The organism is Mycolicibacterium celeriflavum, assembly GCF_010731795.1.
GTDB classification, from domain to species: Bacteria; Actinomycetota; Actinomycetes; order Mycobacteriales; family Mycobacteriaceae; genus Mycobacterium; species Mycobacterium celeriflavum.
Window position 1 is genome coordinate 3,470,277 of record NZ_AP022591.1, and the last position, 21,405, is coordinate 3,491,681.

Consider the following 21,405-nt stretch of genomic DNA (forward strand, 5'->3'; position numbering starts at 1 on the left):
CACGGTGTCGAGTTTCTCAACACACTGTTGACTAGTTCGACGCACCGTTGATACGCTGCCGTACCATGAGCGAACACCTCGACGTCGTCATCGTCGGAGCTGGCATCTCCGGCATCAGCGCCGCTTGGCACCTGCAAGACCGCTGCCCGGGCAAGAGTTACGCGACCTTGGAGCGCCGGGCCAACCTCGGCGGCACCTGGGACCTCTTCAAGTACCCCGGCATCCGGTCGGACTCCGACATGTTCACGCTCGGCTTCCGCTTCAAGCCGTGGACGTCGGAGAAGGCGATCGCCGACGGGCCGTCGATCATGGCCTACCTCGAGGAGACGGTCGCCGAGTCCGGCATCGACAAGCACATCCGCTACGGCCACAAGGTCGTCAGCGCGGACTGGTCGGACGCTGACAACCGGTGGACGGTGCGCGTCGAGCGTGATGGTGAGGAAGCCGAGATCACCGCTTCGTTCCTGTTCGCCGCGAGCGGCTACTACAACTACGACGAGGGCTACACGCCGGAGTTCGTCGGCCGCGACGACTTCGGGGGCACGATCATCCACCCGCAGCACTGGCCCGAGGATCTCGATTACCAGGGCAAGAAGATCGTCGTGATCGGCAGCGGTGCCACCGCGGTCACGCTGATCCCCGCGCTGGCGAACTCGGGTGCCGGCCACGTGACGATGTTGCAGCGTTCGCCGACTTACATCGGCGCGCTGCCCGATGTGGACCCGTTCACCGTCCAGACCAACAAGTCGCTGCCGGAGAAACCGGCGTACGTGCTCAACCGCTGGAAGAGCATCCTGTTCCAGGCCGCGCAGTACAAGATCAGCAGGCGCTTCCCGAAGTTCATGCGCAAGCAGTTGATGACCATGGCGCAGCGCCGTCTGCCCGAAGGTTACGACGTGGCAAAGCACTTCGGACCGAAGTACAACCCGTGGGACGAGCGGCTGTGCCTGGCGCCCAACGGTGACCTGTTCAAGACGATCCGGCACGGCAAGGCTGACGTCGTCACCGACACCATCGAGCGGTTCACCAAGACGGGTATCAAGCTCACCTCCGGTGAGGAGCTCGCCGCCGACATCATCATCACCGCAACGGGTTTGAACCTGCAGTTGTTCGGCGGGGCCACGATCATGCGCAACGGTGAGCCGATCAATCTTCACGACACGATGGCCTACAAGGGCATGATGCTCACCCACATGCCGAACCTCGCGTTCACCATCGGTTACACCAACGCATCGTGGACACTGAAGGCCGATCTAGTGTCAGAGTACTTCTGCCGAGTGCTGAACTACATGGACGCCAAGGGATTTGACACGGTCGAGCCGCAGCACCCGGGAAACAGCGTCGACGAGCGCCCGCTGATGGACTTCACCCCCGGCTATGTTCTGCGTGCACTGGACTATCTGCCCAAGGCCGGACACGTCGCGCCGTGGCGCCTGAAGCAGAACTACCTGTTGGATCTGCGCTTGATCCGGCGCGGCCGGGTCGACGACGAGGCGCTCAAGTTCAGCAAGCACCATGCGCCGGTGAAGGCCTCGGTCTAGTCCTCACGCCGAGAAGCTCGGCGGGTCCGCGTCGCTGCGGAAAAGTTCGTCCGGATCATGAATGCGGTTGACCTGCGGCGGTGAGATGCCGTTGGTCCACGCCAGCCGACCGGTCTGTGTGACAGTCGTCGTGTAGTGGCCGTCGGTTGCGAGTTTGTGGTCGGGCCCGCAGGCGAAGAAGAGGTGATCGGCATCGGTCGGGCCGCCCATCGCCCAGTCGGGGCTGTGGTGCACCTCGCTGTGATAGCCAGGTGCGGTGCAGTTGGGCCGGGTGCAGCCACCGTCGCGGGCGTAGCAGATGATGCGCTGATCTGCGGTGGCCACCCGCTTCTGGCGGCCGAGGTAGAGCGGGCGGTCACTGTGATCGTCGAACACCGCCAGATAGTGGATGGCATCGCTGGCCATACGGATCAAGTCACGCATCGGCAAGGCGGTGTTACCGCCCGTGCGCGCCGGTGGCGGCATCGGGACGGCGGCGTCGCTTACCGCGTGAGCGGCCTGGTTGAGTTCCGCCAGGGTGGTGCGTGCGATCACCGTCACCGGATGCCCGCGATGCTGACCCAGCTCACCTGAGGCGATGCCGGCCTTGAGGCCCAGTTTGATGCCGTCGTGGCAGCGCTGAGCCATACCGCGCTCGTCCTTGACCTCGGCCGTCGTGCCGTCGGGCAGGTGGCGGCCCGGCCGCGCCGCGGCGGTGGCGGCCTCCACATAGCAGCGAGTCTCCGGGTCGATCCAGCCGTGAAGCCGCGACATGCCATCGCGCCCCTGAGGGCCCAACGTGATGCCGCGGCGGCGCTCACGATCCTTCTCGTCGTAGTCGCCATCGGGGTTGAATATCGCATCGATCATCTTTGCCGCCGTCTTGACGATCTCGGCGTCACTCTTGATCGCCTCACGCACCAGGCTGGCTTCGACCTCGTCGCGCTCCGCGGCCGACACGCAGGAGGGCAGCTTGTCCAACGCTTTGGTGACCGCCTTGAGATGGTCTTCACCGATCAACCCGTCAGATACCGCGATTGCTACCTCTGCCAATTCGGCCGGCAGCGGTGGGCCACTGATCTGGCGGCGCGGGCATAACCGCGCGGCCACCTTCATCCGCCGCTTGATTTCGTTGGGCGGGAGGCGCAGCCGCGCCCACAGCCGATCCACCACCGTGGGTACCATCGCGGGCTCGTCCGGCGGGTTGGCGATCTGACCGAACACCCGATACATCAACCCCCGATTGCTGCGCTCCTGCGCCTCGAGGCGTTCGGCCATCTCGACCCGAAACTCGGTGCCAACCTCATCCGAGGACAGTTCACGTATCCGGGCATGGGCGTCATCGACCTGGTCCAGCAGCGCGCAGAACTGTTCCCGCGCTGCGGCTCCGGTGATGAATTCGCCCATACCGCAACGGTATCGAGCGCACACGCCAAATCAGATGCCTCGGGACGATCCGCCAGCGATCTGTGGATCAATCCCGCCTTGTGCACAACCCAGGGCGCCAGCGGCACGACGCGGCCAAGATGTCGCAGCCATGTGATACACGCGCTGCAACAATCCCTACAGACGAGGCCCACTGACGTTGTGCTACAGCTGGGGCGAGCGATCGGCTAGCGTTCCACCACGACGATGCCGTCGTCGTCGCTGTAGAGGATGTGGCCGGGCTCGAACACGACGCCGCCGAACTCGACGGGCTGATCCCGTTCGCCCGCACCGGTTTTGCTGCTCTTGCGCGGGTTCGTACCGAGCGCCTTGATACCGATGTCGAGGGTGCGCAGGGTCGCCGAGTCGCGGACCGCGCCGTTGATGACGAGCCCGACCCAGCCGTTGTCAACGCCGAGGCCGGCGATGACGTCGCCGACCAAGGCCGAGTGCACCGACCCGTCGCCGTCGATCACCAGGACGCCGCCATCGCCCGGTTCGGAGAGCACCGATTTCAACAAGGCGTTGTCCTCGAAACACGTGACCGTGGTGATCGGTCCGGCGAACTGGGCGCGGCCGCCGAACTGGCGTAGTTGGAGGTCGCAGCTGCGGACGTCGGGACCGATCTCGTCGACCAGGTCGGCGGTGGGGCGGGGCTCGATGCTCACCGCTCGATGCTAGCGATCAGACCTCGCCACGATGATGTCGTGCAGGAACTGCGCCAGCCCAGGCTCGACGTCGTCGTAGTACCGGGTGAACCGCTCGTCGGCCACATACATCTGCGCCAAGCAGACCTGCATCTCGTGGTCGCAGTCGTAGAACCGTTCGATCGACAACCTGTGCCGCTCGGCGAGCGCGTCGGCCTCGGCCGAGCCCGCCACCACGCCGCGGCGCTTGGCCTCGGCCAACGCCTGCAGCAGCGCGTCGCCCTCGGCCTTGATGTCGATCCAGTCTTGCTTGGTGAACCGCGAAGCCCGCTGCTGAGACTGCTTCCACGCATCGGTGTCGCCCCAGCGCTCCTCGGCTTCGGCCGCGTACTCAGTGCTGATCCGCGTGTGCGCCTCTGGGCCGAAGATCTCCACCTGTTCCTCAGCGGTCAGTTGAATTCCGCTACGGTGTGCGCTCATCAGTTCCTCCACTGCCTTGATCGTGTGTTGCAGGCGGTCGGCCTGCTCCAGTAGCAGCCGGTGCTGCCGCTCGAGGTGGTCGAGTACATTCGCCTCCCCGTCGAGTAGGGCGCGAATCTCCTCGAGCGGCAGTCCGACCGATCGGTACACCAGCACCACGTGCAGCCGTTCGATGTCAGCGTCGGTGTAGCCGCGGTAGCCCGCCGAAGTGCGCACGCTCGGCACCACCAGGCCGATGTGGTCGTAGTGGTGCAGGGTGCGCACCGAGACGCCCGTGAGGGCGGCTACTGCGCCGACGGTGTTGGCGTCCATAGCGCCACTATCGACCCTGACGCCGCGTGAGGGTCAAGTCCTCGGTCAGTCGTCGCCGCTACCGCGGCGGACCAGCAGCAGCACCAGGATCGCCAACACGCCCGCCGCGATCGCCGCGGCAACCGGCAGCCGCGACTGTTCGGGGCCGATCAATGGCACCGGCGCCGGTCCGGACACCGGATTGGTCGCGCTGGCTACAGTCGACTTCGCTTTGGCGGCAGTCTCTTTCGCCGCCGATTCCAGGTTGGTCCCGGTACCGACCTGCTCGGCGGCGGGCGCTTTCTTCGCCGGCGCCTTGTTGGGCGGGGCTTTCTTCGCGACCTTCTTCGCCGGTGCCGCCTTTTTCGCGGCCTTCTTGGCGGGCGTCTTCTTGGCGGCCTTCTTAGCCGGGGCCTTCTTGGCCGGCGTCTTCTTCGCCGGTGCCGGAGGGATCAGTGGGTCTGCGGAGGTGCCCGCCGACTCCGCGGCAGCGGGCTGCGGGGTCGACTCATCCGCGGGTGGTGAGCCTTGCGGCTGTTCGTCGGGTCGGCCCTGCTGGTCTGCCATCGGGCTGCTCCTTTGCAGTGTCTTGTCTCCGCCAGGCCGGCCGAGCATGGGAACCGGCAGTGGAACGATCCCATCATGCCAGTGGGGTGGGGCGCTAACCGGCGACGGCCAGTCCGGCGGCCAGTGCCAGGGCGATGATCATCAGCGTGGTCTCGACCCGCGCCCGGGTCCGTGACACCACCGCGGAGGCCCGATGGGCGCGCGCGGCGGGCAACCACATCGTGCGGTTGCGCCAGCCGAGGACGACGAGTACGACGGTCGTCGCGATCTTGGCCGACAACAGCCGTCCGTACCCGGTGGCATACAACTCGACCGGTGAGGCCAGCCGGACCGCGGCCCCCACCGCCCCGCCGATCAGCAGCACCAGCACGCAGGCCAACGACAACTGCGAGAAGCGCGGCAGCATCCGGGCCCACTGTCCGCGGTGCTCGACGGTGAGGACCAGGGCCGCCAGGGCACCGCACCACAGCGCGGCGGCCAGCGTGTGAACGGTCACCGCCAGACCACCCAGCGGGCTCTCGGCGAAGTGTCCGGTGAGTTGTCGTGCGGCAACCCCGACCGCCGCGACACCCGTCATCACGACGTTCGACGACGCGGACCGCGGCACGATGACGGCCGCGCCACACACGACCGCCGCGGCCGCTGCGGCCAGCACGCCCGTTCGGCCGGCGGCCGTCGTCGTCAGGAAGTCGACGGTGGTCTGTACGCCGAGCCGGCCGACCGGAGCCGCCGCGGCCTGCGCGGCCGCGCCGAGCATCCGGGTCAGCTCAGCCAGCAGCCACACCGCCGAGGCGGCGGCGAGCGGCTGCGTCGCCCGGGTCATCAGCTCGCCGCGGTGGCGCTCGCCGTCGAGCATCGGCAGCACGGTCAAACCCAGCGTGACGACGCCTGCGCAGTCGGCGAGAACGCGCACCGCGGTGAGGCTCAGCGACGCCTGTGGATAAGCCAGCGCCCAGGCCAGGACCGCCGCGGCAACGGCGACCAGCGTCCCGGCGGCCACCGTGCTTCGACGCGTCACGTGCGCCGCCGCACCGCCCACACGACGCCGGCGCCGACGATCACGACGGCGCCCACATAGAACGGCCACACCGGAATCGTTTCGTCAGGGGAGTCGGCCGGAGTGGCCGCCGACGGGCCCGGCGCCCCTGGCCCCGGCACGGTCAACCGGAACGACCACGACCCGTTGATCACGTGGCCATCGGCAGACGTCACGCGGTAGTTCACCGTGTAACTGCCGGACGGTCCGAGCGGACGTACTCCCACGCTGAGCACGGCCCCGTCGACCCGCGGTTCGCCGGTCGACCACAGGTTGCCGTCCGGGCCGACGACGGTCATCGCCGCGAACTGAGCCTGCAGTGCTTCGCTGAATGTCGCCGACACCCTCGGCGGGCCCTGGGTCAGCTCGGCGTTCTCCGCCGGATCCGTGGCGATGCGGGTGGCGTGCGCGGCGGCGGTGCCGGCGCCCGCCAGCGCAAGTGCGGCGAGCCAGAGCACCACGACCACGCAAGCGGCGGCGGGTTTGACCCGGGCGCGAACGCTAGCCCCGGTGATCGACGGCATCGGCGACATCGCGGCCTCAGCTCAAACCGAGCCGGGCCATCAGGTCGGCGTCGATACCGTCGAGTTGGCGTTCTATGGCAGCGTGCGCCGACCGGCGGCGCGGCGTCGGCATGTGCTCGGCGGCGGCGACCGCGGCCGACAGCTCGCCGAGGCGCTCGGTGATCGCGGCGACGAACCGCTTGGTCTCGGCGTCCTTCGGCTTCTTCTCGGCGACCAGATGCAACGACTGCTCGGCGCCGGCGATGCGGGCCGACAACTGGGCGCCGTGGCCGTTGAACTGGCCGATCTGGCTGAGCGGAACACCGAGGCGGTCGGCGCGGCGTTGGTCGACGTAGCCGCGCGCGGTGACCGCCGCGCGGTACGCGAGCGGAACGACGAGGGGGGCGAGCAGCCGCGTCACGGTGAGCATGCGGCGAATCCGCGTGGGCGAGAACAGCTTGCCTTCACGGGCGGCCTTCAACTGCGTCTCGGCGACCTTGAGAGCGGCCCGGTCACTGTCGCGCTGGGCCTTCAGCTGCGCCTTCAACGCTCTGGTCTCGGCGCGGTGCGCGGCCTTGATGCGGCGGGCCTCGTTCTTGGCGGCCAGCCGCGCTTCCAACTTCGCCTTCGCCTTGATCGCGCGGGCCTCGGCCTTACGGGTGGCGCGGGTTTTGCGTCGCTTGAACAGGCTCATCCCGGCTTGCCTCCCGGTGTTGTTCTCGACTGTTGACGTCGTGCGGTGCGGGTTGTCGATGCCGCCCAACCCTATCGTTCGACTTTGATCGGCCAGCGAACGGTTGGATGCGTTTGTGCGAGAATCGACGGGTCGTCGGACCGGTTGTCACCAGGCCGAGACCGGCCACGGTCGAAAGGGGGGCCTCATGCCAGCCAGCCGCCGTGTCACCCGCGCGGTCGGTGCCGTACTCGAACTGGCGCCGCGGCAGGGGGAAGTGTCGCTGACCCGGCTCGTCGAGGCCGTCAGCGCGGACCGCGATCGGCCCATCGAACTCAAGACGGCGGATCTGCCGCCCGGCGTATGTGGGCAGTGGCGGCAGTACGCCGACCGTGACGTCTTCCTGATTCAGAAGGGGCTGCCGGCATGGGACCGCACGCTTGCCCATGAACTGGGACACCTGGTGCTCGGTCACGACGGCATCCCGGTTGCCCAAGCGGCCCGGGAGACCACGGAGGTCGCCAGCTCCGACCTGATCGGCTACATGCTCAACCAGCGGACCGGTTGTATGGGGCCCGCCGGTGAGGAGGCCGAGCAGGAGGCCGAGGACTTCGCGGCGCTGCTGCTGTACCGGCTGGGCCGGTTGCCATCGGATCGCTCGTCCATCGTCCAGGTCCGGCTCGGAGAGGCGTTTGGTTGATCGTCTGGGTGATCGCCGGTCTGCTCGGACTGGCCACGGGCCTACGCATCGGCTGGGCGCTGGTCAACAAGCAGAGCCTGGTGAGCACCGCGATGATCCTTGCGCTGGGCAGTCTCGGCGTGATCGCCGCCCTCAACTGGCAACCGCTCACGCTGCTGATCGACACGCTGCTGCGATGGCCCAACATCTCGATGGGGCTGTCCCAGGTGGCCCTCGTCGCGTGCGCGGCGGGCAGCTGCGTGATGATCACGACCGTCTCCTCGGCACGTAAACCCGCCACGGTCCGCAAGGTCGCGATCGCCCAGTACAGCGTGGCCGCGGTGATCGCCTCGGTGAGCCTGGTGAGCTTCTTCGCCGCAGGCCGGCAACCCGAGATGTCGCCGCAGGAGTACCTGCGGCGCAACCTGAACAACGCCGGCTACCCGCTGCCGTGGCTGCTGCCGCTGCTCTATGTGCTGCTGGCGCTGTCGTTGGTGGCGTGGGCGGGCCTTCGCCACTCGAACCGCACTCGCCGAGGTCGGGCGTTGTTCGTGTTCACGATCGGCATCGTCCTGATCGTGGCGGCCTCAGGCTTCTTCCTCCTGCGCGCCGCCGGCAGGAGTGGACCGGTGGGCGTCGGAGCCGCTGCGACGCTGTTGGGCTGCGCGATGCTCGTCGTCGCCGCGGGGGCGTTGCTGCCCAGCGTCGAGGACTGGTTCGGTGCGCGGCGGGAACTGCGGGTGATTCAGCCGATCCTCACCGAACTCGGGCGCAGGCATCCCGACATCGGTATCGGCGTGCGGCCCCGCGGACCGCTCGTGTTCCGGGTGGCGGAGCGGATGTCGCTGGTTTCCGACGCGCTGTTCCTGGAAGCCACCGCAGCCGACCACACACGCAAGCTGCGGGTCGATTCGGCCGGCGCGCTCTCCGGCGAGGACGAGACCGAACTGGAGTCGCCGTCGGTGCCGCCGAAGGAGCAGGCGCGGGCGATCGCGGAGTGGATATACGCCGGGAGCGACGCCGCATCGGAGGTCCAGCACGCGAGCTTTCCCGGCCTCGGGTGGCTGCGACAACCGGGCGATTATTCAGACCGCGAGTGGATCCTCGAGATCGCCGAGCAGTACCGCGCGCTGACCCGGCACGGTGGCGCGGCGGCCCAGCCGGCGTAGCTGTTTCCGTTACGCGGATTCGCCGGGTTCCGCATTCACCGCCCGGTCGGGCTAATCGTCGAGATGCTCGCGGCGGCGCAGCTCATCGACCTTCTGGACGATGTCCTGCTGAGCCTCCGGCGACAGCCCCACAGTGCGTGCGGCAATACGCCGAACACCCTCGTCACGCATGCTGGCGAGCCAGGTCAGCTCCTTGTCCAGCTTCTCGTAGTACTCGTCGTCGGTGAAGTAGGCCGGCTTGATCCGGAAGAAGTTGGCAAGAGCGGCCATGGTGGCCGCAGAGGGGTTGGTGCGGTTGCCGGAGCGCAGCTGAGAAAGGTATGGCGCAGACATGGTGACGCCCTCGGACTTGAGCGCCGCAATCACCTCAGCGGAGGTGTGTGGGCCGCGTCCCGGCGGGTAGACCGTGTCGAACAGCCGGTTCAGGCGGGCGGCAAACGTCGTGCTCATCGATATGACCTCCACATGCAATAAACGAGCGGTGTATTAGCGGCGTATTTGCTGCTCATCGTAGCGAGTGTAGTGGCGTCAACCAAGTGCAAACCCGGGAAAAGTTAACTCACCCGTTCGGTCGGTACTGCCTCCGGTGGCCGCTGCGACGTGCTGAGAGCCTACCGGTTCCGCTTCTTCAAGGTGCGACGAAGCAAATATTGACGGCAATGTCGAGCTAGCTTTGCCAACGGAGTGTCCGACGCCGCAACCGAATTGTCGCTGTGCGCCCTCGGCAACGCTGATCTTGAGTGCAGAAGCAGAATTCGAAGTTTGCCGATATTCGAACCCGGCGTCGCGGAACGAGTCGAGAGTGGTTGCCGTCAGGACGGCGACGAGGGCTCCAACGTATTGGGATCCACGGTCGCGGTGCGGTTGCGCACCAGCCAGGCCACGACCGCCAGGACGATGACCGAGCCGACGACCGCCGCGGCGACCCACCGCAGCCCGAGGGCGCTGTCGAACAGCAGCCACAGACCGAAGAGCAGGAACAGCACGCTGGCCAGACCGTGCAGGAAGCGTTCGGGCAACCGCTTGTGCATCAGCCTGCCGGCCGCGATCGCCGCACCGTCGGCGAGCACCATGCCGGCCGTCGCGCCGATCCAGACGCCGGCCCAGTGGTGATCGCTGGCCAGCGCGACGGTGGCGAGCATCGTCTTGTCGCCGAGTTCGGCGAGCACGAATGAGGAGACGATCGCGGGCACGACGAAGCGCGGCTCGGCGATCCGCACCTCCTTGCCGTCGTCACTGCGTTCTCGCCACGTCCACACCGCGAACAACAGGAACGCGATGGAAGCGACGAAAGCGATCGGGCGCTCGGGAAGGGTCAGCCCGAGGAAATGTCCGATCGCCACCGACAGGCCGTGCACCAGCATCGCGGCGATCCCGACGCCGGACAGCACCACCCACCAGCGGTGGCGCAGTGAGTAGGTCATGGTGATCAGCTGGGACTTGTCGCCGAGTTCGGCGACGAAGACGACTGCGAGACTGACCAGGATTGCGGTGAGCATTCGGACGACCCTTTCGACGCGTCGCCGACGGATCGATTCTCACGCCCGTCGACTTCGGTCGAAGGTCTCGCCCACCGCCACTTCGTGAGGTGCGGTTCGCCGGCCGGGCTTGCGCCAGTATGTCGACACGACGATTGGGGGCTACTCCCCTTCGCTTACTCCACCGACCATAGCTGCGCTCAGGCCGGCGCGCCACCGCCCGCCGACGTTTCGGGCAGCCGAATCCGTCGTTCAGGAGCCCGAATCAAATGCTTCGAAATACCTTATGCCGCAAGGAGCATCGCGAGGATCGCGGTGTCGGGATGGCTGATCGGGTCGACGCCGACTCTGCTCACCATGGACGTCACCGTCCCGTCCGCTTCCGCCTCGACCCAGGCGGCCCGATGTTCGAGGCCCAAGTGGGGAAGGCCGGGCAGCAGCACGCAACCGGACGCCGCCCCAGTGCATTCCGGCAGCGACGGCATGGTCTCCGACGGCGGATGCAGCATCAACAGCGCCGGCGGCTGGTGCTCGGCGAAATATCCTGGCGGCACCGCTGATTCGCCGACGACGGTACCCTCGGCGAGGACCAGGCCGACGGTGTTCGGTTCCGGCTCGTCGGGTAACTCCTCCCGCGCGCCGAAAATCGTTGTGGTGGAGAGCAACCCAGGAAGCGACGCCACCCGCACCGCGACCATCAGCAACTGGGCCCACTCCTTGGTGGAGTCTGGCCACCGGCCCGAGATCACGAACCCCTTGAGTGAACCGCGTGAATGGAACGGGGCGACCTCGATCGCCCGGCCGGATTCTCTCTCCATATTGCCTCCGCGCCATCGGTGTTCACGCGCCGATTCGCTCAGGATGCGGCAGAATCGGCTGGCACGCAAGGGGACACGACTGCTAACGGCCGGATCCGCCGCGTGCGATCCACACCACACGGTAGGACCCGGCCGCCGAAATCCAGCCGAACTCATGGGAGTCGGCAGCGCCGGCGGCGCGGGGATTGTCCGAGCGGGCCTCGAAGATCGCGTCGCGTCCCACGCCGTACACGTCGCCGACCCGCTTGACGAGCCACCGCGTCGAACGTCGCGGATCCTGAAAGACCCGTAACTGTCCGCGACGAATGCTCCCGCAGCGCATGGCCAGAAGTCCGTCACCGGGGCGCAGCGTCGGGCGCATCGAGTCGTCGACGACGCGGAACAGCCGCAGCGGCCAGCGTCGCGGTGTCTGGTTGCGGCGCACACGCAAAGGGTAAGTTAGGACACATGCTGCATCGAATGTTCACCAACGCCACCCCAGCCCATGCCCATTGCGATCTGTACTGCGGTGTCTATGACCCTGCGCAGGCCAAGATCGAGGCGCTTTCCTGCCTCAAGTCGATCCAGAAGTATCACGACTCCGATGACGAGCACTTCCGCGCCCGCGCGATCATCATCAAGGAGGAGCGCGCCGAATTGGTCAAGCATCACCTGATGGTGCTGTGGGCCGACTTCTTCACCAAGGAACATTTCGAGAAGTTCCCCAACCTGCACCAGCTGTTCTGGGAGGGAGTGCACGGCGCGGGTGATGTGAAGAAGTCGCTCGACGTCGCCGTCGCCGAGAAGCTGCTGGCGACGATCGACGAGATCGCCGATATCTTCTGGCAGACCGAGAAGTCCAAGGACGCGGGGGTCTACCCGCCCGCTTGAGCAACCGATTCCGTTCGTCAAAAGAGCCGCCGACTCAACGACCGGCGGCTCTTTTCATGATTGTCGAGCGGCGTCCGGAGTCAGAACAACACGATGACTGCCAGCACGCCCAGCAGCACCAGCGCGATCACGCTGGCCCGCAGGAACGCCATCCACTGGGTGCACGTGTAGTCATGCGCCGACGACGGCCATTCCGTGGGCGGCATCGCCGAACCCGAACCCATCGAAGACGTCATCAACCCCTCCTGACCTGCACGTTTGGTGTCTCTCCCCCAGTGAGATCCATCACAACATCCGCTGTGACGCCGATCATAACCCCTGTTGTCCCGACGGGAGAAATTCGGCGGCCCCGCTGACGCCCCCGCTGTCGCGCCCGAGTAGAACGGAGGCGACCGCGCCGCGTTGCGCCATTAGGTTGACTAGGCTATTCGCTCGTCGCCGGGCAACCTGTTGATGAGGACACCCGACGCGGCGACTTCTATCCACAGCAAGCGGTGCAGGAAACCTCGATTCAGCGGCTCACGCCCGGTTCGCAGCGGCGCCCGCCTGTGGATGAACCTGTGGAAACTGTGGATAGGTCGGAATTGCTGTGGCTGCCCGACGGCCCGCGCCACATGAGGATCGGCGCGGCGGTCGGACGGGTCGTCGCTACGCTGTCGGGTGGTGAGTGCCAGGCAAGGAGCGACATGATTCAGGTGTGTTCCCAATGCGGAACCCGGTGGAACGTGCGCGACCGACGCAGGGTCTGGTGCCCACGCTGCAACGGACCGCTGCTCCCGCCGTCGGGCCCCGGGCCGGCCGCCTCCTTCGGCACCGCGTCGACACCCGGCGCCCCGCCGCGCCGGCCACCCGGCTACCGCTGGATCGCGGTACGCCCGGGCGCACCGCCTATACCGCGGCGGCCGAGGCTGGCACTCGGACCGACGCCGCGCTACGCGACGATTCCGCGGTGGGGTCTGTTGGACCAGGTCCGGCCGTTCGACGATCAGCAGGAGGCGCCGCGGACAGGACCGTCGGCCGCGACGCTCCGTGGCACTCTGCTGGCGACGATGGCGGCGCTGGGTGCGGCGGCGCTGATCCACCTGGTGCGCTACGTGCTGCTCATCGTCAACCGCTCAGTGCTGTTGCATCCGTGGATCGCCGCGGGTGCGACGTGGTTCGGCGCCGCGCTGAGCGTCATCGCGTTGTTCATGGTGGTCGCCAGCCTCATCGTGCTGACCAACTGGCTCATCGCGCGGCGGGCCGCCGCGTATGCCCATCGGGGGACGACGGATCCCCGGCCGGGCTGGCACCTGCAGGCCGGGTGCCTGCTTCCCTTCGTCAACCTGTTCTGGGCGCCGGTGTTCGTCCTCGAGTTGGCCGGAGTCGAGGAGCGCCTGCGCTGGCTGCGTCGACCGATCGTGGCCTGGTGGCTGGTGTGGCTGGCCAGCTACGTGGTGTCGATCTGGTCGATCGCGACGAGCTTCACCCAGGACGCGCAGGGAATCGCCGACAACACCATGACCACGACGGTGGCTTATCTACTGGCACTGGCGGCCCTGCTGCTCGCCGCGAAAGTCGTCCTCGGTTTCGAGCGGCAACCGGTCGAGCGGCCGACCAAGCGCTGGGTGGTCGTACCCGAGGATCAGCCGCAGGCGGAAAGTGACGTTCCGGTTGAGTCCGAAGGGCAGAACCCGGCAGCATAGGGCGCATGACTGGCGACGCCAAGGCCGCCGACGAAGCGAGTCCCGGGCCGACGTTCGGCGGGCACCCCTTCGTCGTGGCGCACCGCGGCGCATCGGCCGACCGGCCGGAGCACACGCTCGCGGCGTACGAGTTGGCGCTGCAGGAAGGTGCCGACGGCGTCGAATGTGACGTGCGGCTGACCCGCGACGGCCACCTGGTGTGCGTGCACGACCGCAAAGTCGACCGGACGTCGAACGGGACCGGCCTCGTCAGCGACATGACGCTCGCGCAGTTGCGCGAATTCGATTACGGCGCATGGCATCCCAGCCGTCAAGGCGATGAGCCGCAAGGGGAAACCGGCTTGCTGACCCTCGACGAGCTGGTTTCGCTGGTGTTGGACTGGCACCGGCCGGTCAAGCTGTTCATCGAGACCAAGCACCCTGTCCGGTTCGGCGCGCTGGTGGAGAGCAAGGTGCTGGCCCTACTGCACCGGTTCGGGATCGCCTCCCCCGCATCGGCGGATCTGTCGCGTGCGGTGGTGATGTCGTTCTCGGCGGCCGCGGTGTGGCGGATCCGGCGTGCGGCGCCGATGTTGCCGACGGTGTTGCTCGGCGAGACGTCGCGGTACCTGGGCGGCAGCGCCGCCACCACCGTGGGCGCCACGGCGGTGGGGCCCTCGATCGCGACCTTGCGCGAACATCCCGTGTTGGTGGACCGGGCGGCCGCGCAGGGCCGCGCCCTGTACTGCTGGACGGTCGACCATTTCGAGGACGTGCAGTACTGCCGCGAACTCGGCGTGGCGTGGGTCGCGACCAACCATCCGGGCCGCACCAAGGACTGGCTGCAGAATGGGCTGGCCGGGGCCGGCCGGGACTAGACCGCGGTCACGGCTCGGCGTCGAGGACGTCCTGCGGTACCGGTGCGTCGGTTCGCAGCGCCTCGAACAACCGGCTCGCGACGTCCTCGTCCCACAGCACCACCGAGCCCGAGTCACCGCCGGAGAACTCCCCGATCGGCACCGTGGTCGTCAGGACATCGCCGCGCAGTGCCCACGCCAGCCGCGCGAGGTCCCAGATGTGGTCGTCCTCGTTGACCGCGACGGCCCCGGTGGCGGCGCGCGCCATCGGGTACCAGCGCAGAGGGTTGAGCAGCACTGCGGGGCTCGCGGCGCGGTGCAGCAGCGCGGACATGAACTCGCGCTGGTGAAGCATGCGGTCCAGGTCGGCGCGCGGCGTGGCCCTGGAGCGGACGAATCCGAGCGCGCTGCGGCCGTCGAGTTTCTGGCATCCGGCGGGCAGGTCGATGCCGGCCAGCGGGTCGCTGATGGGCTCGGTCGGACACATCGTGACACCGCCGACGGCGTCGACCATCGTGGCGAACCCGTCGAACCCGATCTCGGCGTAGTGGTCCATCCGCAGCCCGGTGGCCTGCTCGACGGTCTGGGCGAGCAGCGGGGCGCCACCGACCGTGAAGGCGGCGTTGATCTTGTCGCTGCCGTAGCCGGGAATCGACACATAGGAGTCGCGCGGAATCGACACCATCGTGGTGCGTGTCCCCGATCCGATGCCGGGAATGTGCACGAGCAGGATCGTGTCGGTGCGACCATCGCCGAGGTCGCCGCCGGTGGCCAGCTGCGCTTGCTGTTCGGGCGTCAGGTTCTGCCGGCTGTCCGATCCGACCAGCAGCCACGTTGTGCCGGGCCCCGACGCGGGGCGGTCAGGGTAGTCGGTCAGCGCGGGGATGCGCCGAAGCGACGAGTCGAGCCAGAGGCCGCCGGCCACCACGAAGACCAACGCGGCCACCACGAACACCAGCAGAACCGCCGCGATGAGTCGGCCCCAACGGCGTTTGCGCCGGGGCGGTTTCGGTTGTGTCGGCGCGGGCGGCCGCGGGGGTGGTGGCGTCCGGGGCGGTGCGGGTTGGCGGGCGGCCGGTGGCCGGGCGCGCGGTGGTCGCGGCGGCGGTGGTGGCTGTCGTGGTGGTGCCGTGCGCGGCGGCGGCATGCGCGGCGGAGGCGTAGGCGGGGGCGGTGGAGGCGGGGGCAGGTTTCGCGGCCGCGGTGGCGGCGGTCGGTAGTTGGGATCCCGACGGATCACCTGCGACGGCTCCCGGCGTGCCCGCGGCGGTGGCTCGAACCCGCGGGGCGGCTGCCGGTTGTCGGTCATCTGAAGAATCTACGTCGCATTCCGCCATGTTCACCGCAACCAGCCCAGGTGGCCGGCGGCCAGGGTGTAGCCGACGAACGCCACGGCGTCGATCACCGCGTGGGCGATGATCAGCGGCCAGAGCCGACCGGTGCGCAGATAGACGTAGCCGAACACCAGGCCCATCGCCAGGTTGCCGAGGCCCGCCCCGAAGCCCTGATAGAGGTGGTACAGGCCACGCAGCACGCTGGAGACGATGACGGCCGACGCGGGGCTCACCCGCAGTTGACGCAGCCGAGTGACCAGGAAGCCGACGACGACCACCTCCTCGGCCCAGCCGTTGGCGAGCGACGTCAACAGCAGGACGGGTATCCGCCACCAGGTGTCGTACAACTCGGCGGGTTCGACGTCGGCGTTCATGCCGAGCAAGCGGGCGATCTGATACAGCGCGAGACCGGGCACCCCGATGAGCGCGGCCAACCCGAGTCCACCGAGCACGTCCGGTCGCCAACGCGGTCGGCCCAGCCCGATTGTTTCGAGGACGAAACCGCTGCGCCACAACAGATATACGGCGAGCCCGCCCCACGCCGACAGTTGGAAGACCCAGGCGAGGTTGAGCCCGAGGTCGATCAGGTCGAACGGGGAACGGCGCGGATTGAGTGCCACCACCTGGCCGGAAAGGCCGAGCAGGACCGACTCGGTCAGGTTCAGCAGCGCGCTGTAAGCCGACAGGCCGAACGTCACCGCCAGTACGACTGCGACTTCGACGCGAAGCGCCCGGCGCTGGCGGTCGGTCAGCTCGTCGCGGGCGCCGGTCACCGGAGCTACGGTAGTGGCGTCACAGCTTGCGTGCGCGCAGCCCGTTGAGGAACGGGCAGCCCATCAGCACCCGGATCGCCTGGCTGAGCCCGGTGACGTCGTCCACCGGCTTGGTGAACGGCAGCCGCACGTCGTGATCGCCGTCGTCGGTTTCCACCCGAAGCCGCACGCCGTAGCGGTCCAGCCCCAGAGGCCGAACGCGGCCGCGGCGCAACGACATCGGCAGCCGACTGGCCAGCCGCTCGACAACGTCGCGGTGTGCCGACTCCATGTGCTGCAGCCAACACGACTCCATCGCGCAGAACGGGTCCGGTCGCGCGTCAAGCAGCGTGCTCACGCCGACCGATTCCGCGCCGGTGGAGTCCGCCACGACCACCGAGTCGATCTCGAGGCGCAGCAGTGCGTAGCCGCGATCGCCGTCGGACGGGCCGGAGTTCACCTGCAGCAGGGCCGGGTTGGGGTCCTCGGAGGCGACCAGATCGAGCAGCGTGGGCACCTCGCCCGCCGGCACGTCGTGCAGGCGCCCGCGGATCCACACCAGGGACCGCACCGGCTCGCGCAGCGGCAGCGGCGCATAGTCGGTCATCTCCAGCACCGCCTGCACCCCGGCGGTGCCGGCAGAAACGGCCTTGGCCGCGACCGTGCTGTCGAGCGGGACGGTGATCGCGAACGAGCCGTCGTCGAGCAGATGGTGGACCGGAGTTTCGGTGGGTTCGACGTTTTCACAGCCTTCGACCGCGAGCATCGCGCCGCCGGCCCGCGCGCACGCGCTGCGGATCCGCTCGGCCGTCGTCGGTGCCGTGGTCGTTGTCGTCATCCCGCCTCCTCAGATAAGGTGAGCCTAACTTAACTAGGTCCACGCGGATCTCGCAAGGCTTTCGTGCAGCGGAACGGCATTACCGTAGGGAACCGATAGTGTTGTGCCGTGCCGCGCATCGCTTATCTGGGGCCTCAGGGGACCTTCACCGAGGTGGCGCTTCTGACGATGTCCGCCGAGGGCATGCTGCCCGGCGGGTCGGGCGCCGGTGAGGTGACCGCAGTCCCGACCGACAGCACCACCGGCGCGCTGGCCGCGGTCCGCAGCGGGGCCGCGGACTATGCCTGCGTGCCGATCGAGAACTCGATCGAAGGATCGGTGCTGCCCACATTGGACGGCCTGGCCACCGGTACGCCCCTGCAGATTTTCGCCGAACGGACACTCGACGTGTCGTTCACGATCGTGGTGCGCGACGGTATGCGGGCCGGCGATGTCGCCACGGTCGCAGCCTTTCCCGTCGCGGCCGCCCAGGTGCGCAACTGGCTGGCCCAGCATCTGCCGTCGGCGCAGTTGGTGCCCGCCAACTCCAACGCCGCCGCCGCCAACGACGTCGCCGAGGGTCGCGCCGATGCGGGGGTGAGCACCGCGCTGGCCGCGCAGCGGTACGGCCTGACGGCGCTGGCGTCCGACATCGTCGACGAACCCAACGCGCGCACCAGGTTCGTGTTGGTCGGCCCGCCCGCTCCGCCGCCGGACCGCACGGGCGCCGACCGCACCTCGGTGGTGCTGCGACTGGCCAACGTGCCCGGCGCGCTGGTGTCGGCGATGACCGAGCTCGCGATCCGCGACATCGACCTGACCCGGATCGAATCGCGGCCCACCCGAACGGGACTGGGCACGTACATGTTCTTCCTGGACTGTGTGGGCCACATCGACGACGATGCGGTCGCCGAGGCACTCAAGGCGCTGCACCGTCGTTGTTCGGATGTGCGATTCCTAGGTTCCTGGCCGACCGGAGCCGCCGCAGGCGCGGCGCCGCCCGCGCTGGACGAAGCCTCTCGCTGGCTGGCGCGGCGCAGGGAAGGCAAGCCATGAGCGGGCGCCTGGTGCTGGTGCGCCACGGGCAGTCACTGGCGAACGTCCAGCGTCGCCTCGACACCCGCCCGCCCGGGGCCGAGCTGACCGATCTCGGCCGAAACCAGGCGCGCTCTTACGCCAAGGGCCTGACGATGCCGCCGGCGATCCTTGCGCATTCGGTGGCACACCGGGCCCGCCAGACCGCCGAGGAGATCGCCGGCGCGCTCCGATTACCGCCAATGGAACTCGACGGCATCCACGAGGTGCAGGTGGGCGACCTGGAGGATCGCAACGACGACGAGGCGATCGCGACGTTCGAGACGGTCTACCAGAAGTGGCACCAAGGCGACCTCGACGCGCCGATGCCCAACGGCGAGACCGGTAACGACGTGTTGGACCGGTACGTGCCGGCCATCACGCAGCTGCGGATGCGCCACCTCGACGACGACGCCTGGCACGGCGACATCGTGGTCGTCAGCCACGGCGCGGCGATCCGGCTGGTGTCGTCGGTACTGGCCGGGGTCGAGAGCAGCTTCGTGCTCGACCATCACCTGGGCAACACCGAGGCCGTCGTGCTGGCCCCGATCACCGACGGCCGGTGGAGTTGCGTGCGGTGGGGGTCGATGACGCCGCCGTTCTACCCGGAGCCCGACGTGCACCCGGTCGAAGACGCGCTGCAGTCAGCCGACCCGATGGGCTGACAGCGAGACGGCGCAATTGCAGCCGATCGCCTCGCAGTCGATCACGAACGTGTGCACCACTTCGGGGGTCACACAGTCCGGTTCGGTGCACTCCGCCCGGCACGACGCGTGGTGGATGACGGTGCCGTGGCAGTGCTCGAGGCCAACCACGCAGTCTCGGCACTCGGTCATGGCCTCTTGATAGCACCAGCGGGGGACAAAGCGTGGTTGCCGCGCTGAGGCTTTCGGCGGTCTTCGCGATCTTCCGGCTGTCATCCCCAACCGAGTTCGTGCAGGCGCTGGTCGTCGATGCCGAAATGGTGCGCAACCTCATGGATCACGGTGATCGCCACCTCGTCGACGACCTCCTCCTCGGTGTCGCAGTGCCGCAGCAGCGCCTCGCGGTAGATCGTGATCGTGTCCGGGAGCGAACCCGCGTACCACGAATCGCGTTCGGTCAGCGCGACGCCCTCGTACAGGCCCAGCAGGTCGGGTTCCTCGTCGTTGCGGGCCTCGACCAGGACGACGACGTTGTCGAGCGCGTCGGCGAGCTTCGGCGGTATCAGGTCGAGCGCCTCGGAGACCAGTTCGTCGAACCGTTGCGGGCTCATCCGCACGGTCACGCGGCTACGGTCCCGGTGGCGCAGGTGCAGGTGCAGGTGCCGGCGGGGGCGGCGGTGCGGGGGCCGGCGCGGGCGCAGGCGCGGGAACCGGCGGCGGGGGAGCGGCCGCGGGCGGCGGCGGAGGCGGGGGTGCGCCCGGCGGAGGCGGCGGCGGAACCGGCGCGCCCGGCGGCAGCGGCGCCCCCGGCGGTGGCGGCCCTCCGTTGAACGTGTTGCCCGGCGCGGGCGCGGGGCCGGCCGGCGGTTCGGGCTCGCTGGTGTCCGGCGCCTGCGCGGGCCCATGGGTCGACTGGTCGCTGCTACCGCTACCACTGCTGCTGCCGCTGCTGCTGTCGTCGGAGGACTGGTCACTGGTGACCTGTGACGTGCTGCCCGTGTCGTCGTCGGGAATCGGGATCGGCGGGAAGTTCAGCCGCTCCTCGGGGATGTCCGGCGGCGGGACCGGCGGCTGTCCGTTGATCAGCAGCGGACCCTTGGCGCTGTTGAGCAGAGTCGACCAGCCGCCGTTGCCGAGGGTCGCACCGATGCTGCACGACACCTGACGGCTGCCCGCCGACCAACTCGGTAGCGAGATGGTGCTGTAGATCAGCGTCAGCGTGGTGCTGCGCAGCTCGATCGGCGCCAGATAAGCGTCCGTCATCCGGGTGCACGCGTCCTTGATGAAGGCGTCCTGTTCGGGCTCGGGCGGCAGGCCGCCGGGGAACTTCTCGGCGAGGTTCACCGCGCCGGTGACCTCCATCGCGTGCGGAGCCGCGCAGTCGACGGGGATGTCGGTGGGCTGGTTGGTGGTCGGGTCGATTCCCAGGCAGGTGCCCGCGGGCCACACCTTGGACTGGTCGATCTCGGCGACCTTGCCCGTGAACGGCAACTGCTGGTTGTTGGGTCCGGGCAACTGCAGGCCGCACAGCATGCGGCGCTCACCGGACTGACGCCAGGCCTTGTCGCCGGACCACAGCATGCTCACGGTGAAGCGGCTGTTCGGATCGAAGCGCGGACCCAGGTAACGCTTCACGGCCGTCGAGCACTGCTCCTGGCTGATCTGCTGGATGCGCGCACTCGACGGCGGCGCCGCGTCCGGCCCGTACTCGCTGCCCGGGAAGGTCCGCATGTCGACCGACTCGGCGACCTCGAACCGGTGCTCTGAGTTGCAGTCGACGATCTCGGCGGCGTCGGGTGTGCGGTCGGGCCAGTTGAGGCAGTCGCCGGCCTTGGCGTGCTCGAACGTCGCATTGCCGCGCGGGCCGAGGGAGATCGTGCTGGCGGTCAGGCCGTTGGCACCCTCGCTCTGCGGCAGTGCGGTGATGAAGCCGGCGATGAGCAGCCCGCCGAGGGCCGTCAGCAACAGGGCGCGACGCGTCGACGTGGCGTGCAGGCTGTGCCACCACGCCACCCGCTGCGCCGGTTCGGTGTCGTCTCGCTGCAGATCGGCGCGCTCATGCGCGTCGCCCGGACGACCTGGTGCCTCCAACATCTGCTCCATTGTG

Annotated in this window: 26 protein-coding genes; 8 read left to right on the forward strand and 18 right to left on the reverse strand. The window is 68.4% G+C overall.

The features are described 5' to 3' along the window. The first annotated feature begins 65 nt into the window (after positions 1 to 65). On the forward strand, positions 66 to 1,541 hold the full coding sequence (locus G6N18_RS16800; RefSeq protein ID WP_083000227.1) for a flavin-containing monooxygenase: 1,476 nt from the start codon (positions 66 to 68) through the stop codon (positions 1,539 to 1,541). 3 nt (positions 1,542 to 1,544) lie between these two features. Here the strand turns inward: G6N18_RS16800 and G6N18_RS16805 are convergent, their stop codons facing one another. The 7 genes from G6N18_RS16805 to G6N18_RS16835 all read right to left on the reverse strand — a co-directional run bounded on the left by G6N18_RS16805 (position 1,545) and on the right by G6N18_RS16835 (position 7,163). After that, positions 1,545 to 2,927 (reverse strand): 13E12 repeat family protein, encoded by a 1,383-nt coding sequence (locus tag G6N18_RS16805; RefSeq protein WP_067225496.1) that lies wholly within the window; start codon positions 2,925 to 2,927, stop codon positions 1,545 to 1,547. 206 nt (positions 2,928 to 3,133) lie between these two features. Continuing rightward, the gene (gene rraA, locus G6N18_RS16810) at positions 3,134 to 3,613 is read right to left on the reverse strand and encodes a ribonuclease E activity regulator RraA (protein ID WP_067225498.1); all 480 of its coding nucleotides are present in this window, start codon (positions 3,611 to 3,613) and stop codon (positions 3,134 to 3,136) included. A gap of 9 nt (positions 3,614 to 3,622) precedes the next feature. Then, positions 3,623 to 4,384, reverse strand: coding sequence for a MerR family transcriptional regulator (locus G6N18_RS16815; RefSeq protein ID WP_067225500.1), 762 nt, complete (start codon positions 4,382 to 4,384; stop codon positions 3,623 to 3,625). Positions 4,385 to 4,429: 45 nt separating this feature from the next. After that, positions 4,430 to 4,930: a hypothetical protein gene (locus G6N18_RS16820; RefSeq protein ID WP_067225609.1), complete on the reverse strand. Its 501-nt coding sequence runs from the start codon at positions 4,928 to 4,930 to the stop codon at positions 4,430 to 4,432. A gap of 94 nt (positions 4,931 to 5,024) precedes the next feature. Beyond that, complete coding sequence (locus G6N18_RS16825; RefSeq protein WP_067225502.1) at positions 5,025 to 5,969, reverse strand: CopD family protein; 945 nt, start codon at positions 5,967 to 5,969, stop codon at positions 5,025 to 5,027. After that, entirely contained in the window at positions 5,945 to 6,490 is a 546-nt protein-coding gene (locus tag G6N18_RS16830) for a copper resistance CopC family protein (protein WP_067225611.1), read from the reverse strand. The genes G6N18_RS16825 and G6N18_RS16830 overlap by 25 nt, the downstream gene beginning before the upstream one ends. Positions 6,491 to 6,506: 16 nt before the next feature. Further along, positions 6,507 to 7,163, reverse strand: a complete 657-nt coding sequence (locus G6N18_RS16835) for a DUF6474 family protein (RefSeq protein WP_067225613.1) — start codon at positions 7,161 to 7,163, stop codon at positions 6,507 to 6,509. A 187-nt stretch (positions 7,164 to 7,350) separates the two neighbouring features. Here G6N18_RS16835 and G6N18_RS16840 point away from each other — a divergent pair, with 187 nt between their 5' ends. Together G6N18_RS16840 and G6N18_RS16845 are read left to right on the forward strand one after the other, a co-directional pair. After that, the gene (locus tag G6N18_RS16840; RefSeq protein ID WP_067225504.1) at positions 7,351 to 7,842 is read left to right on the forward strand and encodes a DUF955 domain-containing protein; all 492 of its coding nucleotides are present in this window, start codon (positions 7,351 to 7,353) and stop codon (positions 7,840 to 7,842) included. Then, complete coding sequence (locus tag G6N18_RS16845; RefSeq protein ID WP_067225506.1) at positions 7,839 to 8,990, forward strand: hypothetical protein; 1,152 nt, start codon at positions 7,839 to 7,841, stop codon at positions 8,988 to 8,990. Before G6N18_RS16840 ends, G6N18_RS16845 begins: the two co-directional genes overlap by 4 nt. A gap of 51 nt (positions 8,991 to 9,041) precedes the next feature. On the opposite strand, the gene G6N18_RS16850 is transcribed toward G6N18_RS16845, so the two are convergent. The 4 genes from G6N18_RS16850 to G6N18_RS16865 all read right to left on the reverse strand — a co-directional run bounded on the left by G6N18_RS16850 (position 9,042) and on the right by G6N18_RS16865 (position 11,677). Further along, positions 9,042 to 9,440, reverse strand: a complete 399-nt coding sequence (locus G6N18_RS16850) for a secretion protein EspR (RefSeq protein WP_067225507.1) — start codon at positions 9,438 to 9,440, stop codon at positions 9,042 to 9,044. A gap of 362 nt (positions 9,441 to 9,802) precedes the next feature. Further along, positions 9,803 to 10,489: a TMEM165/GDT1 family protein gene (locus tag G6N18_RS16855; RefSeq protein WP_067225509.1), complete on the reverse strand. Its 687-nt coding sequence runs from the start codon at positions 10,487 to 10,489 to the stop codon at positions 9,803 to 9,805. A gap of 263 nt (positions 10,490 to 10,752) precedes the next feature. Beyond that, positions 10,753 to 11,286 (reverse strand): peptidase, encoded by a 534-nt coding sequence (locus G6N18_RS16860; RefSeq protein WP_083000229.1) that lies wholly within the window; start codon positions 11,284 to 11,286, stop codon positions 10,753 to 10,755. A gap of 82 nt (positions 11,287 to 11,368) precedes the next feature. Continuing rightward, positions 11,369 to 11,677: a S24/S26 family peptidase gene (locus G6N18_RS16865; protein ID WP_067225615.1), complete on the reverse strand. Its 309-nt coding sequence runs from the start codon at positions 11,675 to 11,677 to the stop codon at positions 11,369 to 11,371. Between the two features lie 56 nt (positions 11,678 to 11,733). Between G6N18_RS16865 and sodN the strand changes: the two genes are divergently transcribed. Further along, entirely contained in the window at positions 11,734 to 12,156 is a 423-nt protein-coding gene (sodN, locus tag G6N18_RS16870; protein WP_067225513.1) for a superoxide dismutase, Ni, read from the forward strand. Between the two features lie 80 nt (positions 12,157 to 12,236). Here the strand turns inward: sodN and G6N18_RS16875 are convergent, their stop codons facing one another. After that, positions 12,237 to 12,392 carry a hypothetical protein gene (locus G6N18_RS16875; RefSeq protein WP_163689757.1) on the reverse strand — a complete coding sequence of 52 codons (156 nt, stop codon included), beginning with the start codon at positions 12,390 to 12,392 and terminating at the stop codon, positions 12,237 to 12,239. Positions 12,393 to 12,842: 450 nt separating this feature from the next. On the opposite strand from G6N18_RS16875, the gene G6N18_RS16880 reads away from it, so the two are divergent. Together G6N18_RS16880 and G6N18_RS16885 are read left to right on the forward strand one after the other, a co-directional pair. After that, positions 12,843 to 13,841 (forward strand): DUF4328 domain-containing protein, encoded by a 999-nt coding sequence (locus G6N18_RS16880; RefSeq protein ID WP_083000231.1) that lies wholly within the window; start codon positions 12,843 to 12,845, stop codon positions 13,839 to 13,841. 5 nt (positions 13,842 to 13,846) lie between these two features. Beyond that, positions 13,847 to 14,698 carry a glycerophosphodiester phosphodiesterase gene (locus tag G6N18_RS16885; RefSeq protein WP_067225518.1) on the forward strand — a complete coding sequence of 284 codons (852 nt, stop codon included), beginning with the start codon at positions 13,847 to 13,849 and terminating at the stop codon, positions 14,696 to 14,698. Between the two features lie 7 nt (positions 14,699 to 14,705). Here G6N18_RS16885 and G6N18_RS16890 read toward each other — a convergent pair whose 3' ends face one another. Genes G6N18_RS16890 through G6N18_RS16900 form a run of 3 tightly spaced genes read right to left on the reverse strand, consistent with a single transcriptional unit; the run spans position 14,706 to position 17,601 of the window. Next, positions 14,706 to 15,986, reverse strand: coding sequence for an LCP family protein (locus G6N18_RS16890; RefSeq protein ID WP_082949470.1), 1,281 nt, complete (start codon positions 15,984 to 15,986; stop codon positions 14,706 to 14,708). A 30-nt stretch (positions 15,987 to 16,016) separates the two neighbouring features. Continuing rightward, entirely contained in the window at positions 16,017 to 16,784 is a 768-nt protein-coding gene (locus G6N18_RS16895) for a CPBP family intramembrane glutamic endopeptidase (protein WP_067225520.1), read from the reverse strand. Positions 16,785 to 16,803: 19 nt separating this feature from the next. After that, complete coding sequence (locus G6N18_RS16900; RefSeq protein ID WP_067225523.1) at positions 16,804 to 17,601, reverse strand: DUF2470 domain-containing protein; 798 nt, start codon at positions 17,599 to 17,601, stop codon at positions 16,804 to 16,806. Positions 17,602 to 17,709: 108 nt separating this feature from the next. Here G6N18_RS16900 and pheA point away from each other — a divergent pair, with 108 nt between their 5' ends. Together pheA and G6N18_RS16910 are read left to right on the forward strand one after the other, a co-directional pair. Continuing rightward, complete coding sequence (gene pheA, locus G6N18_RS16905; RefSeq protein WP_067225526.1) at positions 17,710 to 18,636, forward strand: prephenate dehydratase; 927 nt, start codon at positions 17,710 to 17,712, stop codon at positions 18,634 to 18,636. Beyond that, positions 18,633 to 19,319, forward strand: coding sequence for a histidine phosphatase family protein (locus tag G6N18_RS16910; RefSeq protein ID WP_067225529.1), 687 nt, complete (start codon positions 18,633 to 18,635; stop codon positions 19,317 to 19,319). Before pheA ends, G6N18_RS16910 begins: the two co-directional genes overlap by 4 nt. On the opposite strand, the gene G6N18_RS16915 is transcribed toward G6N18_RS16910, so the two are convergent. The 3 genes from G6N18_RS16915 to G6N18_RS16925 all read right to left on the reverse strand — a co-directional run bounded on the left by G6N18_RS16915 (position 19,299) and on the right by G6N18_RS16925 (position 21,401). Continuing rightward, positions 19,299 to 19,490 (reverse strand): hypothetical protein, encoded by a 192-nt coding sequence (locus G6N18_RS16915; RefSeq protein WP_067225530.1) that lies wholly within the window; start codon positions 19,488 to 19,490, stop codon positions 19,299 to 19,301. The two genes, G6N18_RS16910 and G6N18_RS16915, sit on opposite strands and share 21 nt — an antisense overlap. An 80-nt stretch (positions 19,491 to 19,570) precedes the next feature. Beyond that, positions 19,571 to 19,921 carry a metallopeptidase family protein gene (locus tag G6N18_RS16920; protein ID WP_067225531.1) on the reverse strand — a complete coding sequence of 117 codons (351 nt, stop codon included), beginning with the start codon at positions 19,919 to 19,921 and terminating at the stop codon, positions 19,571 to 19,573. 4 nt (positions 19,922 to 19,925) lie between these two features. Beyond that, positions 19,926 to 21,401 (reverse strand): septum formation family protein, encoded by a 1,476-nt coding sequence (locus G6N18_RS16925; protein WP_067225532.1) that lies wholly within the window; start codon positions 21,399 to 21,401, stop codon positions 19,926 to 19,928. Positions 21,402 to 21,405: the final 4 nt, after the last annotated feature.

Coding starts and splice junctions, on each gene's coding strand:
- G6N18_RS16860 (WP_083000229.1), bottom strand. CDS start 11,286: ATGGAGAGAGAATCCGGCCGGGCGATCGAGGTCGCCCCGTTCCATTCA.
- G6N18_RS16915 (WP_067225530.1), bottom strand. CDS start 19,490: ATGACCGAGTGCCGAGACTGCGTGGTTGGCCTCGAGCACTGCCACGGC.
- G6N18_RS16800 (WP_083000227.1), top strand. CDS start 66: ATGAGCGAACACCTCGACGTCGTCATCGTCGGAGCTGGCATCTCCGGC.
- G6N18_RS16805 (WP_067225496.1), bottom strand. CDS start 2,927: ATGGGCGAATTCATCACCGGAGCCGCAGCGCGGGAACAGTTCTGCGCG.
- G6N18_RS16835 (WP_067225613.1), bottom strand. CDS start 7,163: ATGAGCCTGTTCAAGCGACGCAAAACCCGCGCCACCCGTAAGGCCGAG.
- G6N18_RS16925 (WP_067225532.1), bottom strand. CDS start 21,401: ATGGAGCAGATGTTGGAGGCACCAGGTCGTCCGGGCGACGCGCATGAG.
- G6N18_RS16830 (WP_067225611.1), bottom strand. CDS start 6,490: ATGCCGTCGATCACCGGGGCTAGCGTTCGCGCCCGGGTCAAACCCGCC.
- G6N18_RS16840 (WP_067225504.1), top strand. CDS start 7,351: ATGCCAGCCAGCCGCCGTGTCACCCGCGCGGTCGGTGCCGTACTCGAA.
- G6N18_RS16885 (WP_067225518.1), top strand. CDS start 13,847: ATGACTGGCGACGCCAAGGCCGCCGACGAAGCGAGTCCCGGGCCGACG.
- G6N18_RS16855 (WP_067225509.1), bottom strand. CDS start 10,489: ATGCTCACCGCAATCCTGGTCAGTCTCGCAGTCGTCTTCGTCGCCGAA.
- G6N18_RS16850 (WP_067225507.1), bottom strand. CDS start 9,440: ATGAGCACGACGTTTGCCGCCCGCCTGAACCGGCTGTTCGACACGGTC.
- G6N18_RS16910 (WP_067225529.1), top strand. CDS start 18,633: ATGAGCGGGCGCCTGGTGCTGGTGCGCCACGGGCAGTCACTGGCGAAC.
- G6N18_RS16890 (WP_082949470.1), bottom strand. CDS start 15,986: ATGACCGACAACCGGCAGCCGCCCCGCGGGTTCGAGCCACCGCCGCGG.
- G6N18_RS16875 (WP_163689757.1), bottom strand. CDS start 12,392: ATGACGTCTTCGATGGGTTCGGGTTCGGCGATGCCGCCCACGGAATGG.
- G6N18_RS16815 (WP_067225500.1), bottom strand. CDS start 4,384: ATGGACGCCAACACCGTCGGCGCAGTAGCCGCCCTCACGGGCGTCTCG.
- G6N18_RS16880 (WP_083000231.1), top strand. CDS start 12,843: ATGATTCAGGTGTGTTCCCAATGCGGAACCCGGTGGAACGTGCGCGAC.
- sodN (WP_067225513.1), top strand. CDS start 11,734: ATGCTGCATCGAATGTTCACCAACGCCACCCCAGCCCATGCCCATTGC.
- G6N18_RS16820 (WP_067225609.1), bottom strand. CDS start 4,930: ATGGCAGACCAGCAGGGCCGACCCGACGAACAGCCGCAAGGCTCACCA.
- G6N18_RS16900 (WP_067225523.1), bottom strand. CDS start 17,601: ATGACGACAACGACCACGGCACCGACGACGGCCGAGCGGATCCGCAGC.